Origin of the sequence: Nocardia sp. NBC_01730 (assembly GCF_035920445.1) — a bacterium.
Lineage (GTDB): Bacteria > Actinomycetota > Actinomycetes > Mycobacteriales > Mycobacteriaceae > Nocardia.
On sequence record NZ_CP109162.1, the window covers coordinates 6393787 to 6412038 of the forward strand.

General features: G+C 68.5%; 14 protein-coding genes. 6 read left to right on the plus strand and 8 right to left on the minus strand.

All coding sequences use genetic code 11. The annotated features are described in order from the left end of the window. The first annotated feature begins 11 nt into the window (after positions 1-11). The 3 genes from OHB12_RS26860 to hpt all read left to right on the plus strand — a co-directional run bounded on the left by OHB12_RS26860 (position 12) and on the right by hpt (position 2928). Positions 12-1121 carry a zinc-dependent metalloprotease gene (locus tag OHB12_RS26860; protein ID WP_327111841.1) on the plus strand — a complete coding sequence of 370 codons (1110 nt, stop codon included), beginning with the start codon at positions 12-14 and terminating at the stop codon, positions 1119-1121. A gap of 104 nt (positions 1122-1225) precedes the next feature. Next, positions 1226-2326 (plus strand): tRNA lysidine(34) synthetase TilS, encoded by a 1101-nt coding sequence (gene tilS / locus OHB12_RS26865; protein WP_327111843.1) that lies wholly within the window; start codon positions 1226-1228, stop codon positions 2324-2326. Between the two features lie 44 nt (positions 2327-2370). Further along, positions 2371-2928 (plus strand): hypoxanthine phosphoribosyltransferase, encoded by a 558-nt coding sequence (hpt, locus tag OHB12_RS26870; protein ID WP_327111845.1) that lies wholly within the window; start codon positions 2371-2373, stop codon positions 2926-2928. A 1-nt stretch (position 2929) separates the two neighbouring features. On the opposite strand, the gene OHB12_RS26875 is transcribed toward hpt, so the two are convergent. The 3 genes from OHB12_RS26875 to OHB12_RS26885 are packed head-to-tail and all read right to left on the minus strand — an operon-like array spanning position 2930 to position 8891. Then, positions 2930-3646, minus strand: a complete 717-nt coding sequence (locus OHB12_RS26875; protein ID WP_327111847.1) for a cyclase family protein — start codon at positions 3644-3646, stop codon at positions 2930-2932. Further along, on the minus strand, positions 3643-6345 hold the full coding sequence (locus OHB12_RS26880; RefSeq protein ID WP_327111849.1) for a serine/threonine-protein kinase: 2703 nt from the start codon (positions 6343-6345) through the stop codon (positions 3643-3645). Before OHB12_RS26880 ends, OHB12_RS26875 begins: the two co-directional genes overlap by 4 nt. Next, on the minus strand, positions 6342-8891 hold the full coding sequence (locus OHB12_RS26885) for a serine/threonine-protein kinase (protein WP_327111851.1): 2550 nt from the start codon (positions 8889-8891) through the stop codon (positions 6342-6344). The genes OHB12_RS26880 and OHB12_RS26885 overlap by 4 nt, the downstream gene beginning before the upstream one ends. 179 nt (positions 8892-9070) lie before the next feature. Here OHB12_RS26885 and OHB12_RS26890 point away from each other — a divergent pair, with 179 nt between their 5' ends. Continuing rightward, a complete protein-coding gene (locus OHB12_RS26890) occupies positions 9071-10471 on the plus strand; it encodes an amidase (RefSeq protein WP_327111853.1) in 1401 nt (466 codons plus the stop codon). 6 nt (positions 10472-10477) lie between these two features. Here OHB12_RS26890 and OHB12_RS26895 read toward each other — a convergent pair whose 3' ends face one another. From OHB12_RS26895 to OHB12_RS26905, 3 genes are all read right to left on the minus strand, one after another. Further along, positions 10478-11365 carry a LysR family transcriptional regulator gene (locus tag OHB12_RS26895; RefSeq protein ID WP_327111855.1) on the minus strand — a complete coding sequence of 296 codons (888 nt, stop codon included), beginning with the start codon at positions 11363-11365 and terminating at the stop codon, positions 10478-10480. Between the two features lie 404 nt (positions 11366-11769). Further along, positions 11770-12603, minus strand: coding sequence for an SDR family oxidoreductase (locus tag OHB12_RS26900; protein ID WP_327111857.1), 834 nt, complete (start codon positions 12601-12603; stop codon positions 11770-11772). Continuing rightward, positions 12600-14252 carry an aldehyde dehydrogenase family protein gene (locus OHB12_RS26905; protein ID WP_442799855.1) on the minus strand — a complete coding sequence of 551 codons (1653 nt, stop codon included), beginning with the start codon at positions 14250-14252 and terminating at the stop codon, positions 12600-12602. Before OHB12_RS26905 ends, OHB12_RS26900 begins: the two co-directional genes overlap by 4 nt. Before the next feature lie 180 nt (positions 14253-14432). On the opposite strand from OHB12_RS26905, the gene OHB12_RS26910 reads away from it, so the two are divergent. Then, entirely contained in the window at positions 14433-15761 is a 1329-nt protein-coding gene (locus OHB12_RS26910; RefSeq protein ID WP_327111859.1) for a PucR family transcriptional regulator, read from the plus strand. Positions 15762-15775: 14 nt separating this feature from the next. Here the strand turns inward: OHB12_RS26910 and OHB12_RS26915 are convergent, their stop codons facing one another. After that, positions 15776-16042 carry a DUF2277 domain-containing protein gene (locus OHB12_RS26915; RefSeq protein ID WP_327111861.1) on the minus strand — a complete coding sequence of 89 codons (267 nt, stop codon included), beginning with the start codon at positions 16040-16042 and terminating at the stop codon, positions 15776-15778. 157 nt (positions 16043-16199) lie between these two features. Here OHB12_RS26915 and OHB12_RS26920 point away from each other — a divergent pair, with 157 nt between their 5' ends. Then, complete coding sequence (locus tag OHB12_RS26920) at positions 16200-17033, plus strand: DUF1266 domain-containing protein (protein ID WP_327111863.1); 834 nt, start codon at positions 16200-16202, stop codon at positions 17031-17033. Here the strand turns inward: OHB12_RS26920 and OHB12_RS26925 are convergent. Continuing rightward, positions 17013-17903 (minus strand): hypothetical protein, encoded by an 891-nt coding sequence (locus OHB12_RS26925; protein ID WP_327111865.1) that lies wholly within the window; start codon positions 17901-17903, stop codon positions 17013-17015. The genes OHB12_RS26920 and OHB12_RS26925 overlap by 21 nt on opposite strands. Positions 17904-18252 lie beyond the last annotated feature (349 nt).

The window sequence follows — 18252 nt, forward strand, 5'->3', positions numbered from 1 at the left end:
GGTGGATGATCATGACCCAAGAAGGTTCCGACACAGCCGAATCCGGGCCTGTGGCTGCGGTCGAGCGGCGGAAGAGCCGCTCGGGGCTGTCCGGGCTGGTCGACTGGCACCTGGCCGCCAAGACCGGATCGGCCCTGGTGCCCTCGGGTCCGCGTACTTCGCGCTACTCGGCCGAACAGGTCGTCGCCGAATTGGCCGCCGCCTCCGAACGCGCCGAAGGACCGGTCCGGGAGGTGAGCGGGCTCTTGGACGACCGGCCGGTGCCCGGCGCCAGGATCGTCGACCGGCCCGGCTGGATCGAGGCCGCCGCCGACTCGATGGCCCAGCTCACCGGCACCGGAACGGCCGCCGCCGAACGCAAGCTGCTCGCGGGTAAACCCGCGGGCGTGCAGGCGGGCGCGATGCTCGCCTTCCTGTCCACCGCGATCCTCGGCCAGTACGACCCGTTCACCGGTCCGGATGGCACGCTGCTGCTGGTCGCGCCGAACATCGTGGCGGTGGAGCGCGCGCTCGGGGTGTCACCGAGCGATTTTCGACTCTGGGTCTGCCTGCACGAGGTGACCCATCGGGTGCAGTTCTCCTCGGCGCCCTGGCTCGCCGAGTACATGCGAGGCAATGTCTCGGTGCTCGGCGAGGTCGGTGACGAGCCGCTGGCCGAGATGCTCTCCCGGCTGGTCGATGAGGTGCGCGACCGCCGCCGCGGCACCGCCGCCGACGATCCGGCGGCGCGCGGTGTGGTCGGCCTGTTGCGCGCGACACAGGCACCGCCGCAGCGCGAGGCACTGGATCGCCTGCTCATGCTCGGCACCCTGCTGGAGGGGCACGCCGATCACGTGATGGACGCGGTCGGCCCTGCGGTCGTGCCATCGGTCGAGCAGATCCGCGCCGCCTTCGACCAGCGCCGCAAGCGCCCGACCAATCCGCTGCAACGCATCCTGCGCGCGCTGCTCGGCGTGGACGCGAAGGTCGCGCAGTACGTGCGTGGCAAGGCGTTTGTGGACGAGGTGGTCGGCAGTGTCGGCATGGCACGGTTCAACACCGTGTGGACGGACGCGGAAACTTTGCCCCGCACCGACGAGATCGAGGACCCGCAGCGCTGGATCAGCCGGGTCCTGGGGTGAGCAAGCCGGGGTAGCCGGGGGCGCGGTGTCGGCGCGAGCGTGTCGTGCGACGGAATCGTTCGGCGCGGGTACTCGATGCGCCGTCGGTCGGTAGGCTGCGGCCCATGGGCACTGCGCCAGGAACGGCACGCGGGCGCTCCGGATCAGGGGCCGGTTCATCGGCTTCCGCACGGCGGTCGGCGCGCGGTACCGAGGACGTCCGGCGTCTGCCGGAAACTGCGGCGGTACTCACTGTGCGCAGGGCGGTGCGAGACTGGCTGGCCCAGTTCGGGTCGCGCGCTGCCGGCCCGCCTGCGGTGGCGGTGGCGCTGTCCGGTGGTGCGGACTCGCTGGCTCTCACGGCTGCCGCCGTGGTCGAGGCCGGTGCGGTCGACGCGCTGGTGGTCGATCATCGATTGCAACCCGGCTCCGCAGCGGTTGCCGCCGAGGCCGCCGCGCGGGCGCTCGCACTCGGCTGCCGGTCGGCCCGGGTGCTCGCGGTCGAGGTCGGCAGTGACGGAGGCGTGGAGGCGGCCGCGCGCCGGGCGCGCTACGCCGCGTTGGACGCGGCGCGGGAGGGGCTGCCGGTCCTGCTCGGACACACACTCGACGACCAGGCCGAAACAGTCCTGCTCGGGCTGGCCCGTGGGTCGGGCGGCCGCTCGATTCACGGGATGGCTCCGTTCACCGATCCGTGGGGCAGACCGTTGCTCGGCGTGCGCAGGGCGGCGACCGGGCAACTGTGCGCCGAACTCGGTCTGGCGCCCCACGAGGACCCGCACAACGCGGCGCCGGAGTTCACCAGGGTTCGGTTGCGCACCGAAGTGTTGCCGCTGCTGGAGGAGATCCTCGGCGGTGGGGTGGCCCCGGCGCTGGCCCGCACGGCCGAACAGTTGCGCGAGGACGCAGCGGTATTGGACGCTCTCGCTGCTGAACTGCTGCACTCCGCGAGTGATGGGCTGGCGCTCTCGACCGAGACCCTCGCCACTGCCCCCGCAGCCCTAAGGAAACGGGCAATTCGGGCATGGTTGTTGTCGGGTGGTGCGAAAGCGCTGACCAACAAGCACTTACAAGCCGTCGACGAGTTGGTGACGGCTTGGCGCGGCCAAGGTGGCGTCGCGGTCGGCGGAGGAACATCGGGAAGCAGGTTGGTCGCCGGGCGCGAACATGGCAGGCTGACATTGCGGCTGGGTGATGACGGTCATCGGATCGATGACACAAACTGAGCCGGCCCATCGGGTGCACCACCACGGAAGGGAATCCAGCTGACGTGTACGGGGACGATATCGCGTCGGTGCTGATCACCGAGGAACAGATCGCCGCAAAAACCCGGGAGCTGGCCGAGCTCATCGCCAAGCGCTATCCCGCCGACGCACCGGAGGGAGACCTACTGCTGGTCGGTGTGCTCAAGGGCGCGATCTTCTTCATGACCGACCTGGCCAAGGCCCTGCCGATCCCGACCCAGATGGAGTTCATGGCTGTCTCCTCCTACGGGTCGTCCACCTCGTCGTCCGGCGTCGTGCGCATCATGAAAGACCTGGACAAGGACATCGCGGGCCGCAATGTGCTGATCGTCGAGGACATCATCGACTCCGGACTCACGTTGTCCTGGCTCAAGCGCAACCTGTCGACCCGCAACCCGGCCTCGCTCGAAGTGGTCACCTTGCTGCGCAAACCGGATGCGTTGCGCACGCCCGTGGAAGTCGCGCACGTAGGCTTCGACATCCCGAGCGAATTCGTCGTCGGCTACGGCCTCGACTACGCGGAGCGCTACCGCGACCTGCCCTACATCGGCACCCTCGACCCGAAGGTATACGGCGGCGCCTGATCTATCCGGGCAGTATGCCGATAATCGTTGCGGGAGAACCGGAACCGCCGCGGTATAGCGGTCCGCCCGCGAGGACCCATGCGCCCGTCGCCGGCAGGGCGACGAGGTTGGCCAGGCACTCCAGGCTGATCCGGTGTTCGCCGTACAGCAGCTTCGACACCGCGTAGGTGTCGTCGGTGCCCACGTCGGGCCCGAACGTGTCGATGCCGAGTGCGCCACGGCGTCCGAGCCTGCCGGTGCGCAGCAGCCATTCCACCGTGTGTACCGCGAAACCCGGCTGATGCGCCGCGGATTCGCCGGTGCCGAGAAACTCCGGGGTGCCCCATTTGGCGTCCCAGCCGGTCCAGGCGATGACCGCGGCGCCATCGGGAATCCGGCCGTGTCGTTCCTCCCACTGCCGCAGGTCGGCGACCGTGATCGCGTAGTCGCGATCGCTCGCGCACTGCCCACGGACGTCGATCTTCACCGCGGGTAGCAACAGGTCGTCCAACTCCAGTTCGTCCGCGGCGAGCCCGTCGGCGCAGAAGTGGATCGGTGCGCCCCAATGGGTTCCGGTGTGCTCGCCCTGCTGGATGTAGCGCAGGTTATAGCCGTCGTTCGCGATCGTGGCCACGAGGTCGGTGCGGAATTCCGGATCGTCCGGGTACAGCGGCGTGGTGGCCGGATCGTGCACGTGCGAGAGATTCACCATCCGCCCGAGCGGGCGCGACGAGGTCATCGCTTTCGCTGCGGAATCGCCCTGGCCAGGGCGAGGAGATCGGCCTCTAGTACGCGGAACAACCGGTAGGTGAGCACGAACGCCAGGATGCCACCGACGCTGAGCAGGCGCACCGGAACGATCACCAACCCCTGGTCGGCGGCGTCCACGAAGGTCGCGCTCGCCACACCGATCAGTGGAACCGACGCCGCGACACCGAGATAGAAGTTTCCGCGCTTGGCGAGGGCGCGCAGCTGGCGTTCGTCGTCGGGGCCGACCCCGCCGCGCACCAACAGCTGTGGATATATCGAACGCACCGCGTAGACCGTGATCGGGAAGAACGGGTAGGCGAGCGCGATGGCCGCACAGACCACTTGCGCGGCGAAGAAATGCAGAAATGTCCCGCGCGGCAGGTCGACACCGGACAACGCCAGACCGAGTGGCCAAAGTAGGCCCGCCAGAAGCCAGAACCCGAACGGCACCCAGACCGCCCAGTCGCCCATCAGCAGGGTGTCGCGACGTGCCTTCGCGAGCGTTCGGCCGGAGAACTCGTGGCCTCGGTTCAGACGGAAACCGATGGTGAGGGGGCCCCGAGTGAGGAACAGCAGCAGCAGCGCGGCCACCGGGAAGGCGATCACGTTGTTGATCAAGACGACGGTGGCGAACGTGTCCTGGTCGGCGGCCGACATCCGGTCGATGATCAGGGTTTGGTTGAGCTTGATGTTGTAGAGGCTCGCCAGCACGTTGGGCACGCCGATACACAGCGCGGCCAACGGGAGGAGCAGGCCGCGGGACCGGTAAGCGAAGCTGCTCGGCGGGGGGTCGACCAGGTCACGTGCGCGGGCATCGAGGCAGAGATCGAGTTGGCCGGCAAGTTCGGCGCCGTTGCGCCACCGGCGCTTCGGGTCGACATGCAGGCATTCGAGCAGAACACGACGCAGCGCGGCCGGTGTGTCTTCGGGCAGACGCGATAGCGCCATCGCCGACACTCCGCCCCGGCGCACCGCGAGCATGCCCGCGAATGTCTCGGCGGAGGTGCCGCGCTCGGCGGGAGGCGGGTCGTCGAACGGGTTGGCGCCGGTGAGCATTTCCCACAGCAGCACGCCGAGGGAGAAGATGTCACTGCTGTTGCCGGGCGCGGGCGCCCCGGGATCGAGGTATCCGGCCAACTGTTCAGGGGAGCGGTAGGGCAGCGAACCCGTTCCGATCGCAGCGAGATTCGGAGCGGCCATACGCGGATCCGCCTCGCGGATGGCGAAATCCGCGAGCTTCGGGATGCCGTCCGCGGTGAACAGGACGTTCTCGGGCTTGATGTCATGGTGCAGCACGCCGTGATGCTCGGCGTAGTCCAGCGCGTCCGCGAGCCGCCTGCCCACCCATGCCACGGTCTCGGGCCAGCTCAGCTCCGCGATCTCGGCACGAACGCTCGAATCCGACGGCCGGATCTCGCCCTTGGACTCCATGGCGGCGTCGATAGCGCGCAACAGCAGCGCACCGCCATCGGCCACCGGGCCGCGACGGCGCTGATCGAGTACGCCCAGGGCGGTGCCGCCGGGCAGGTATTGCATGTAGACCAGGCGGGGGAGTGCGGCGCCCGGAGTGTCATCGGCTGCGCGAGTATCCAGGGCGGTAGCCGGGTGTGGCGATGCCGAGTCGCGCCTCGAGTCCGGGAAGTCGGCGTCCCGGCGTCCCGGCGTCCCGGCGAGCGTCGCGTTGTCTGTCGATCGGTCCACGGGGGTGCCGTCGGCGGCAGTGGTGCCGCCGCGGGATTCGGCAGACCGCGCAGGAGCGTCGCGGTGGTGGCCGGGGACTGTCGCGCCGTCTCGTGCGTCAGGTTCGCTGATGACGGTCGCGTCGTCGGCACCGGGCTGTTCGGCGACGGTCGCGTCACCGGTGGGGGTGTCGAGATCTCGCGACTCCGCGAGGGTCGCGTCGAGGTCTTGTGCATCGGCGACCGTGGCGTCGAGGTCGTCTCGAGCCTCGGCGATGGTCGGGTCAGCGTCGATGGCGCGTGTTCTCGGGGCGGCGACGGTGCGATCGCCGCGGGTGGGCGAACGCGGAACGATCAGAGTGTGCACGGCGTCCGCGCTGAGCACCCGCTGGTCGAAGACTCGGACGATGTGCGCGTGGTCCAGCTGTGCCATCGTGTGCGGCACGCCCGCCCGTCCCGCCGAAAACCGGACGGCGACAAGGCGCTGCATGGAACGTTGCCTGGCGAGAAACACGCGGCCGAGCGGGCCGCCACCCAGATCCGTGAGCAGGTCGAAATCGTCGATTCGCCGCCCAGGCGCGAGGTCGGCCAGTGCCGCGACAGCTTCGCTCGACTCCCGGGTGCCGATGTCGGCAGGCTCGTCGGCGAAGTCGGCGAGGCGTTCGCGGATCTCCTCGGCCAGCTCCGGGTACTCGGCGACGAAGTCCGCCAGCGCCAGCCGCGCGTGCCTGCGGCGGGCCAGGAATTCCTCGCAGACCAGGTCCACGAGCTCGGGGCTGTGCTCCACCTCCGGAAATTCCTTGCGGTACTCGGCGATTCTCTTACCCAGCCCTTTCCGCTCCCAGCGTCGACGCAGATCGATCCGCAGCAGATCGGTGAGCAGGGTGAGGCGCACCTGCGTGCCGTCGGGCACATAATCCGGGATCTGCGGCGGCATACGATCACCACGGAGACTGCGCCGCCACTCGGCGGCGAACCGTGCGATGCCGTCGGCGCGCCAAGTGGTCACGTGCCGGGCTCCGCCTCGTCCGCTCCGGTGCGGGCCGGTCGGCCGATGGAAGCGTCCGCTTCAGCGGATCGGGGGTCGACGACCCGCTCCAGCGCGCGCAGATCCGCCTCCAGCGCACGGAACAGCAGGTACGAGCCCACGAACGCGATTATGCCGCCCACGCACAGCAGCCGTACCGGAAAGATCACCGACGGAATGTCGGTGGCGGGCAGGAAGGTCACTCCGGCCACGGCGAGTAGCGGCACGGACGCGGCGACGGCAAGGTACCCGTTGCAGCGCCGATCCAGGCCACGCAGCCACACCGCGTCCTCGGGACTGATGTCGCCATGCCGGAGGAACAGCGGATAGATGCACCGCACCATGTAGAAGGTCAGTAGGAAGAACGGATACGCGACCGCGATCGCGCCGCACACCACCAGCGAGGCCAGGAAGTGCACCATGGCCTGCGCCGATATGTCGCCGGTTGACAGCTTCAGAGCGATCGGGAAGATGATGCCCGCCAGCACCCACAGTGAGAACGCCACGGCGACAGCACGATCGCCCATCAACAGTGCGTCCCGTCTGGCTCGCCGCAGGGTGTCCGGGGCATACCGTCTTCCCTTGCGCAACCCCCGCGGCACCGTCACCACGTACCTGGACATGTACAACACGAGGGCGACGCCGGTCGGAAAGAAGATCGTGTTCACGACGCTGGTGATGATGAGGAAGGTGTGCTGGGCATCCTCGGTCATCCGGCTGATGATCAGGTTCTGATTGTGCGCGATGTTGTACAGCGAGGCAAGCACATTCGGAAGTCCCACCGACAACAGCGCCACCAGCACGAAATACGGCCGAAGCCGTCGCCGCCAGCTCGTCGGCGCCGGGTCGACCAGCTCACGTGCGCGCTCGTCCTGGCACATCTCCAGCTGCCTGGCCAGGATCGCACCGCTGGACCAGCGCATGGTCCGATCGGGCGCGAGGCAGGTCAGCAGCACCCGGCGCAGCGCGGCCGGGCAGTTCGGCGGAACCAGTTCCAATGCGGCGGCATCCACACCGGTGCTGCGGCGCTCCAGCATGGCCGTCAAGATGGTGTCGTCGCCGTGCGGGCCCGCGTCCGCGGTGCTGTCGTCGAATGGCTTGGCCCCGGTGAGCAGCTCCCACAGCACAACGCCGAGCGAGTAGATGTCGGCGCGGGTGTCCAGGTCGGCGGCGCCGCGGTCGCAGCTGGGATGACAGGCCTCCAGCTGTTCCGGTGACATGTAGGCCAGCGAGCCGCCGAAATAGGCGACCGGGCTGGTGCCCTCCACGTTGCGGCTGAAGCTGATGTTGAAGTCGGCCAGTTTCGGCACCGCCTCGGCGGTGAGCAGGACGTTGGCTGGTTTGACGTCGCGATGCAGTACGCCGTGCGAGGAGGCGTAGTCGAGTGCCTCGGCCAGTCGGCGCCCCAGCCAGGCGACCGTCTCCGGCCAGCTGAGCGCGGCGATTTCGGCGCGCACGCTGGAGTCGGTCGGCCGGATCTCGCCCTTCTCCTCCATAGCCGCGTCGACGGCGTCCAGCAGCAGCTGCCCACTGCGTTCGGCGGGCGGGATGGCGCGCACCCAGCGCAGCGCGCCCAGCAGCGTGCCGCCGGGCAGGAACTGCATATAGAGCAGCCGCAGCCTGCGCGTCGCGACCCTGGCGTCGCCGAGCACCCGCTGGTCGAAGACCCGCACGATGTAGTCGTGGTCGAGCTGGGCCAAGGTCTGTGGTTCGGTGCCGTGGTCGGCGGAAATCTTCACCGCGACCAGCCGCTGGAGCGAGCGCTGCCGCGCAAGGAAGACCCGCGCGAACGCGCCGCTGCCCAAACCGGTCAGCAGATCGAAATCATCGATCCGCTGGCCGATTTCGATCCGGTCGAGCGCATCGTAATGGCCCGGCCCGGTTCCGATCGTGGTGGGGACGGCGGTGGCTGTTTCCATGAGATCGGCGGCGGTCGTTCTGATCACTTCAGAACTACGGGCGAACGCGGTGGTTTGGTTCAATTCGGTGTCGGCGTCGGCGGATCGGGTGGGTGCGAGAGCGCTTCGCGTGGAATCTTCCGGTACCGCGCGGCGGGTGCTCTGGTCCACGTCGTCGGCGTTCAACAAGGCGCGAAGTTCCGCCGCCTGATGTGGATATTCGCGCAGGCATTCGCGCGGATCCACCCGTTCCCCGCTGTGCCGGCGGATGACGAACTCCTCGTACACCAGACCGGCCGGGATGCTGTCGGAGACGAGATCCGCGAATTCGGCGCAGTAATCGGCGAGGCGTTTGCGCGGGACCGGTTCGGGTGACGGGCCCGTGTCTGTCGCGGGACGGCGCAGCCAGCGATGCCGTAGGTCGACGCGGATCAGCTCGAGCAACGCCTCCCTGCGCAGGGTGCTCGCATCGGGCAGGTACTGGGCGATCTCAGGTGGGCGGGAGGTGGATTCCCAGGCCGCGGCGAAGGCTTCCACCGCGCTCGGTTCCGGACGCGGCAGGCCGCTATAACCAGCACCGGTATTCGAACCCGTGTCGGTATCGGAACTTCTCTCAGAGTTGACACTCATGCTCAGACCTAAGGCTCGGCGGACGCCGCAGAATCCGCACTCGTCGGTCGTTGGCTGTACCGGAGAAAATCCGCCACACCCGCCGCCATCGTCCCCCGCGCCGTATTCGAAATGATAACTTGCGGCTCAAGAGCGGATCACCCGATTTCGACAACGATGCGACGGGGGACGACCAGCACATGTGTGACGAGGCCGCGGTGGTGGCGGACGGCTCGATTTCGACGAAAACGGCCGTAACAACAACGGTAGTCCGGAATGTGAAGGCCGTCGACGAGGTGGCCGACGACGAGGCGTCGACCGCTGCCGACGATCGGTGCGATCGAGGCCGGGAGACCGAGCCCGACCCACCGCGCGGCCCGGCCGCGGTGATCGCGGCTGGTGTGCGGGACGGCTCGCTCCTGCCCACCAGGGTGGTGGCGGAGGCTGCCGCGCGGATCGCGGTGGATCGGAAGGCGAACGCGGTGAACGTCGCTCACACGGAGCGGGCGATGGCGGAGGCGGCGGCGCTGGAGCAGCGGGTCGACCTCGACGTACTACCACTGGCCGGTGTTCCGGTCGCGATCGAGCACCGCATCCCGATCGAAGGCGAGGCGGGCACCGCCGAGCATCCGGTGGTGCGCCGGTTGCGTGCCGCGGGCGCGGTGGTCGTGTCGGCACCCGAACTCGGCCTGTGGGGCACGATCGATAGCCCGCGCAACCCGTGGAACAGCGCGCGCTGCGCGGGCGGCGCATCCGGTGCGGCGGTCGCAGCGGGACTGGTTCCGGTGGCGTACGGCAGCGACGGGCTCGGCTCGGTGCGCGTGGCCGCGGCCTGCTGTGGAGTGTTCGGGATCAAGCCGGGACGCTGCACCGTGCCCGTCGTGATCGGCGCCGACGCCTGGTCGGGCATGGTCGAAAACGGTGTGCTCGCGACGACGGTCGGTGACGCGGCGCTCGCGCTATCGGTCATGGCGGCGCGACCGGACCTTGCCGAGGTGGATCCACCCGGTCGACTACGCATCGGATTGGCCCTGAATCCATCGGCCCGCCTCTTCCGCATCGATCGGCACTGGACGGCGGCCGCCCGCAGGGCGGGATCGGTCGCCGAGGCAGCGGGCCATGTCGTCGAGCCGACCGCGTTGCCCTACGACAACGCTTTGTTCTCGGTCTTTCTGCGCTGGCTGTCCGCCACCGCGGTACCGGATGACGGTCGCCTGTCGTGGCGCACCCGCCGCCACCTCGCCCTCGGCCGGTTCGTGCAGCGGCTGGTGCGTCCGGCCCAGATCGACCGGGTGGAGGCGCGATTGCTGGAATTCTTCGACCACTACGACGTGGTGATCACGCCCGCGCTCACCGCCCCGCCGCCCAAAGTGCGGGCCCGGCACACCTGCCGTCAGCCCTCCTGCGCGCGGTTCTCGCCATTCATCCCGCTGTGGAATCTGGTCGGCTGGCCCGCCGCCTCCGTGCCGATGGGCATGCAACGACGTGCGGGCACTCCCGTGGCCGCACAGCTCTCCGGTCCGCCGGGCAGCGAATCCACCCTGTTGCGACTATCCGCGCAGCTGGAGATCAGCAAGCCATGGAAGCGCATCGCGCCATGAGCCGGCTCAGACGCTGACCGTCGGCCGCTGTGTGGCGAACCCACCGTCGACGGCTCGCCCGGCGAATTCGAGGATGGTGGGTCGGCTGTCGTCGGCCCGCCACGCTACGGCGAGCTCGCACGGTGCGAGCCCGGACACCGGGCGCGCGGTCAGGCCGGGCCAGCGGTACATCGGTACGTTGTTCTCGGCAAGCAGGCAGACGCCCAAGCCGAGGCTCACCGCCTCCAGCTTGTCCTCGGGCGTCGCGGCCTCCGCGCCGATCTTCGGCTGGCGGCCGCCCCGCCCGTCGTTGCCCAGCCAGAAATCGCGTACCGCACCGGCTTCGGTGGGCAGCGCGACGAACGGCTCGTCGAGCAAATCGGCGAACTCGATGGTCTCCGAACCGGCCAGCGGGTGGTTCTCCGGGAGCAGCACCCAGCGCGGCTCGGTGCGCAGCACCTGCCAGCGGTAGCGGTTGTGGTCCGGCAGCGGCAGCCAGACCAGTGCCAAGTCGGCCTGCCGACCCGCAAGTCCGCTGGACGGGTCGGTCCACGACGCCGCGTGCAGCGCGAGGCGGTGTCCGCTCGCGCTCTCCAGGTCGTTGAGCAGGCCGCGGCCGAGCGCGGACTGGATGCCGACGCGCAGCACCTCGCCGGCTTCCTGCAGGGAGACGTTCGTGACCTCCCACAGCTCCAGGATCTTGCGGGCGCCTTCGAGCAGCTCTTTACCCGCGACGGTCAGCGCGACACTTCGCTGGTTGCGGTCGAACAGCACCACGTCGAGTTGGCGTTCCAATTGACGGATCTGACGCGACAGGGTGGGCTGAGCGATGTGCAGCCGTTGAGCGGCGTTGGTGAAGTGCAGTTCCTCAGCGACGGCGACGAAATACCGCAGGTCGCGCAAATGCGGGTCCATAGCCCCTTGCTATCAGAATCGGTCCTGAATTTCCAGCCATATCAGGCCGGAAAGTTCGGATACTGGCGCCAAAACAGTCGGCGGGTTTGTTAGAGACAGCATATTGGCTGACGTGGTCCTCCGCACCATGAAGTTGGCGAATGTGCGGCATGTCGCCAGATCCTTTGCCTGCCATTTCATAATTGGGCGCTTGACCAGCTGAAATGGCGATGTATCCGGATGGTCGATGGCCGGCTGTAGCCGCCTCGTCGTTTGCCGGCGACCGGCTGGAGATCCCCCGTGTAATGTAAGGCAAAGCTTATGTGATTTTAGTCACATCAATGGTGACGCTGATCGGACCGCTCAGGCCCGGACGCACGCGTCACCGCGGTCGGGACAGTCCCGACCGCGGCTCCAGACGCCGATCACACGCTGCGGGCCCGCTCCTCGTACGCCTTGCGCTTGTCGGCATCTACGTCATCGAGGAACGCGTGGCCGGAGCCGAGCGCCCTGCCGATGCGGTCGCCGAGGGCCTCCGGCAGTAGACCGACCACCTGGGCGATGAATCCCGCGAGCGCGGTCACCCTGACCTTGGACTTAGGCGCGATGATCAGCTCGACGACGGCGTCGGCGATCTCCTCCGGCTCGGCCGCCCGCAGCGGACCTGGCGAGGTGACGCCGGAACCGAGCTCGGTGTTGGTCAGCGTGGGCAGCACGGAGGAGAAGTGCACACCGGAGCCCCGGTACTCCTCGCGCAGCGTGTCGGTGAATCCGAGCACCGCGTGCTTGCTGGCGTTGTACGTGGCCAGGCCGGGAATGTGCGTCTCGCCCGCCAGCGACGCGATGTTGATGATGTGCCCGCTGCCGCGCGGCAGCATTCGGGCGAGGCCGAGCTTGGAGCCCAGGATCACACCGTAGACGTTGATGTCCAAGATCCGGCGGGTGATCTGATCCGGCTCGTCGACCAGCTTCCCGGTCGGCATGATGCCCGCGTTGTTGATCAAGACGTCGATCGGGCCGAGGGTGCGCTCCACCTCGTCGAGAAAGCTCTCGAACGACGTCGGGTCGGTGACGTCGAGCTTGCCGTACAGCTCGAAGCCGCGCGCCGTGCCCGACTCCTTGACGGTGGTCTCGTCGATGTCGCCGATCGCGGTCCGCGCGCCGAGTGCCTGCAGCGCGGTCGCGGTGGCCAGCCCGATGCCGCGGGCGCCGCCAGTGATGACGACGACCTTGCCGCGGATTCTTGCCGAGCCGGTCACGGCTTCGCCTCGCTTCCGCTCGGCTTCGTCATGGCCGATGGCGCTGCGCCCGTGGCTCGCAGTTTCAAGACGGCGGGGAGGTCGAGGCGGCGCAGTCCGCGCGCGCCCGCGGCGCGCATGGCGCCGAGTGCGAACAGGAGCTTCGGCATCGAGTACGGGTACCAGAACAGTTCCTTCTGCTGGGTCGGCAGGATCGGCCTGGTGATCGCCTGCTGACGGCAGTACTTGCGAACGCCGTTCGCGCCGCCCCAGCGGGCGCCGACGCCGGAGAGACCCCAACCGCCCATCGGCAGCGCGTAGCTGAACAGGTTGGCGAAGACGTCGTTGATGTTGACCGCGCCCGCGTTCAGCTGCCGCGCGATTCGCTCACCGCGCTCTTTGTCGCCGGTCCACACCGAGGCCGACAGACCGTAGATCGAGTCGTTGGCCAGCCGGATCGCCTCCGCCTCGTCGGCCACCCGCATCACCGGCAGTGTCGGGCCGAAGGTCTCCTCGGTGACGCACGACATGGTGTGGTCGACGTCGACGAGCACGGTCGGCTCGAACGCGGTCCCGAATCCGGCCCGCTTGCCGCCGGTCAGCACCTTCGCACCCGCCGCGACGGCCTCGTCGACGTGGCGCTGCACGATGGTCACCTGGTTCTCGTTGGCCAGGGCGCCGATGTCGTATTCGGCGCCGCGGCCGTCGAGGCCTTGGCGCAGCGCCTCGACGTCGGCGGTGAGCTTGGCGACGAACTCGTCGTACACCGGCGCTTCGACATACACCCGCTCCACCGAGATGCAGACCTGGCCGGAGTTGAACATGCCGCCGAACGCGATGCCGTGCGCGGCCCGGTCCAGGTCGGCGTCGGCGAGCACGATGGCCGGGTCCTTGCCGCCGAGCTCGAGACTGTAGGGGACCATCCGCTCCGCGCAGGCGGCGGCGATCTTACGGCCGGTCGCGGTGGAACCGGTGAACTGGATGTAGTCGGCATTGCCGACCACGGCGGCTCCGGTCGCGCCGCTGCCGGTGACCACTGCGAACACCGGCGGAGCGCCGATTTCGGCCCAACCTCTTGCCAATTCCAGCGCGGACAGCGGCGTCACCTCGGACGGCTTGAGGATGACGGCGGCGCCCGCGGCGAGCGCGGGGAATACGTCCATCACCGGCATGGCCAGCGGGAAGTTCCACGGTGTGATGACGCCTACCACCGGGTAGGGCCGGTAGACCGTGGTCAGCCTCTTGACCCTGGCCAGCGGACTGTGTGGCGACGGATGGTCGTCGGCGAGGAACTTGGCCGCGCGGCGCGCGTAGTAGCCGATCACGTCGGTCGCGAAGCCCGGGTCGATCAGGGCGTCGACGCGCGGCTTCGCTGTCTCCGACTGCAGCACCGTGGCCAGGTTGTCGGTGTTGTCGATCAGCCAGTCCTGAAACTTCAGCAGCCAGGCCTTGCGGCCGTCGGGGCCGATCGCCTCCCACTCCAGCTGGTACAGCCGCAGTTCTCGGACCTTGGCCGCGACCGCGTCGGCGGTCTCGTCGGGCACCGCGCCGACGACCTCACCGGTGCCGGGATTGCGCACCTCGATGACGGGAGGACCGTCGTTCTTCGCGGTCGTCTTGCGTGCCGGTGCCTTCTTGGTGGCGCCGGACGCTGGTTCGGTGTTGGCCACTGCTGTTCTCCCACTGACGTTGCGCGGTCACTGCTGTGAATCAGATCACTGAACTATGATCGTGGCACAATCCGAACAGACTTTCTTGGCCTGATTTGTCAATGAAAGCGGTCTGGTTTGTCTCAGAGAAACAAAACAGCGCTGAGAACCGTGGCCCCGCCGGGGCCGAAGGAGGTGACGATGACGGTGCCCCCCTCTCCAGATGTCGCACCCCCGTTCAGCGAAGCGACGCGCACCGGGCAGGCCGGGCCCGCCCGCGACGACGTGCGCGACTGGTTGGCCGACTACGTCTACGAGACGATGCGGACCGAGACGCTCGAACAGATCGTCACCCGACTGGACAACGTGATCATCGCGCGCATCCCCGAACTCGCCGACCGCGATATGCGCCGCGACCTCGCGGCCAGCACGCGGGCACACGCCAGGATCGTGCTCAGTGGCCTGACCAGTGACGCCTTCGATTTCCTTCTGCCGGAAGAGGCGCACACGTTCGCGCGTAGCGTGGCCCGGCGCGGATTCGAGCTGCGGCTGCTGCTGCGGGTCTATCACGTGGGCATGGAAGCGGTGCTCGACTATCTGACCGAGGTGGTGGAGCAACGGCAGGCGCCGCACGAGATCGAGCGCGTGGTGCTGCTGAGGTTGTTCGAGCGCGTGACCAAGTGGATGAACGCCTCGGTCGAATTGCTCACCGACACTTACATGGAGGAGCGCGAGCGCGTCCTACGCGCCGCGCTCAACCGTCGCGCCGAAACCGTCCGCGCGCTGCTCGCGGGCGACGACGTGGACATCGAGCAGGCCTCGGTGCGGCTGGGATATCGGTTGTCCCTGCAGCACCTCGCCTTCGTGCTGTGGACCGACGAGCAGACCGGCGCCGACCAAGAGGCGACCGGGCTGCTGGACCGGGTCGCGGCGAAACTGGCGTCGGCGGTCGGCAGCGGGCGTGTGCTCACGGTTCCGTCGGGCGCCAGCGGCATGTGGGCGTGGGCGGGTCTGGACGACGTGGGCCGCAGCGCCGAACTCGCGACGTCCGGCGCGTTGCGGCGGCTGGCGTCGGCCCACGTCGATGCCCCGGTACGGGTCGCGTTCGGGGTGCCAGCCGGTGGGATCGCCGGCTTCCGGCGTGGCCATCGCGAGGCGGTCGCCGCGCGGCAGGTCGCGGAGCGTGGGCCCGCGGGCGAGCGGCGGGTCACCGGGTATCGCGAGGTGGAGATTGCCTATCTGGCCGGCGTGGACGACACGGCCATGGTGGGGCTGATCGGGCGCGAGCTGGGCGCGCTGGCGGTCCGGGACACGAACGCCGCGCGTCTGCGCGAAACGTTGCACGCGTATCTGCGTAGTCACCGCAGCCCGGAGGCCACGGCGAAACTGCTCGGCGTGCACAAGAACACGGTCCGCTACCGGGTTCAGCGGATCGAGGAAGTGCTGGGATATCCGATCGAAGAGCGCAGTCTGCCGCTGGAGGTCGCGTTGGCCTGCGTCGCCGCCTACGGCACCGACGCGCTGCCCTGAACCGGTCGGTTCGGCTACTCTCCGGCGGCGGGTTCGCGCGCGGCGATGCGGCGCAGCGGTGGTTCGGTGGTCGGCGCGACCCGGCGATCGGGCAGTTCCGCGAGCAGGGCGGTGGTCGCCGCCGCGATGGCCGCGACCGCCTTGTCGACGGCCGGTTTGGTGGTCGAACTCAGGCCGGACACGCCACCGACCTTGCGCACATACTGCAGTGCGGCGGCATAGATTTCCTGGTCGGTTGCGGCAGGTTCCAGGCCACGCAGGACGGTGATGTTTCTACACATGCGAGAACACTAGCTCCCGAGCACGACATGCGGCAGCGCAAAGAATTTGCTGATGTGAGATTCGGTTCGCCCCGTCGGCGCCGCGCGGGAGACGGACGGCACGGAGCCATCCGTGAATACTCAGTTTTCGCCAAGCTGGATAAGGAACAATCAGGGCATGCCTTCGCGCGGTGTACCCACCTTGACGACCTTCCCGTACGCGGAACTCGACGAGCGGGAGGAGGACCATTGGTCCGGAGCCACGGTCTCCGACGACGAACTGCGGGCGCTGGCCCTCGGTGCCTTCTACTCGGCCCGGTGGGACGCCTTCCACGACGCGCTGCTGCTCGGACCGGAGCGCGAGCATCCGCTCGGCGACCGGCGCGAGCTGGCCATCGACACACTCACCGGCGCATGGGGCATCACCGACGGAACGGAGGCTCAGGCCTCGATGGAGCAGTTGCTGGACGGTATGCACGCCCCGCTCTACGCGCTGGTCCATCCGCTCGTGACGGCCTCGATCAACGCCAGCGAGCGTGACCGTTTCGGCGAGCGCGCCGACCGGCACCGGGCGTTCCTACGGCAGGTCGGCGCGTTCCGCGGGATGGACAATCCCGAGGCGCTTGTCCGCGACTACGACATCTGGTCGCAGGCGATCAAGATCGGTTTTACGGATCATCTGGCCAGGCCGCTGCCCAGTGACATCCACGCCTGGGATCTGGCAAGGGTGGTCGCGGTGGCCAGAATGGCCTACACCGCCGGCTACATCGAGGCCGACATGGCGTGGGACTATCTGGCGCGCGCGCTGCCGCTGGCGCAGAGCAAGTACCGCAACTGGCGTCAGTTCGGCGACGCCTACCTGGCCGGGTGGACCTATTGGCAGGCCTGCGAGGACCTGGCCGAGCTGAAGAACGGCGGCGTCGACCGCCGCAAGGAACTGTTGCGGCTGTGGCTGCGCCCGACCAGCCCGTGGCGGCGGGTCGCGCTGAACTCAGTTCCCGTCCGGGAGTGAGCGCAGGATGCCGCGGCCGTAGCGCTGGAACTGCGCGTCGTCGACCATGCCGAGGGAGTGCCGCTCGACGAGCAGCTCCCACTCCGAATACAGCTGGGCCACACCTGGATCCGCGGGACCGCCGGCGCCATCGGCGGAATCGCGGCGCACCGCGAAGTTCACCGCGCAGGTGACCCGCTCGGTGTCGGCGCGATCGGTGCCCGTGAAGTGCAGTGTCAGGTTGCCGTCGTGCACATCCATGCCCGCTGCGCCGCGCGTCGCGCCGACCTCGCCTGGTCCGAGGGGAGGCGCGTCGGTGGTGCGTGCCCAGATGACCGCCGGAATGGGCAGTTCATGGGCGAAGCGCGCGTCGTCGCCGATCGCGATGAACAGCAGCCGTTCCGTCGTTGCGGCGAGCAGGCCAGGGCCGTTGCCCGCGGGCGAGTGTGCGACGGCCACGGCCGTCTCCAGTACATACTCGTCTGGCGTCACGTAACGATGCAGAGCTGCTATCGCGGACTTGGCCTCGCGGCGCGGTGTCATCCTGCAGGTCGCCCGGTCCACGTCCGCTCGGGTGGGACCGTTCCTGCTCCAGGTGGGGGCGGGCGGGTGCAGATCGGGGGCCGCCACGTCGATGCGCTGGGTGGCCAGGATCTGGGTGTTGATCCGGTCGATGATCTCGGCGGCCGCGGGGACGTCGTGCTCGGCGATCAGGACCGGTAGTGGCGTGCGGTCCGCGGGCACGCCGGTGAGCACGGGCGTCGGGTAACGCAGGTAGATCTCGATGACGACCGCGTCGTCCGCCCGTCGGTTCAGCCGGACCTTGAGCAGGTCCGAGACCGGAACGTCGAGTACACGCTCGCCTTCGGACCCTGGCCGCAGAACGATCAACCTTCCGCGACCATGACGCACTATCGCTGTGGGTGTCCGTAGCTCGACTATGTCCATACCCCCTGCGCTCGTGTCGTATTTGCGGTGCTCCCGGGGCTCTTCGTGGTTTATGCGAGCTACCGCCTCTGTGCCCGTCGCTCGCACCGCAATGTTGTGTCGTCGCTCACGATAGGCCGAACATGCCATGATTGTTGCCACTTGGAGTAAGCGGATCGGAGATATCGGGAACCACCGTCGTTCCCCGGCCGTTTACCTCTTTAACTGCACCTGCAGCCGAACTGTGCGATGTATCGATTAGACCGTACGCGGTAACGTGGCATGTCCGCATCCGAACCCCGCGGAACCGGAC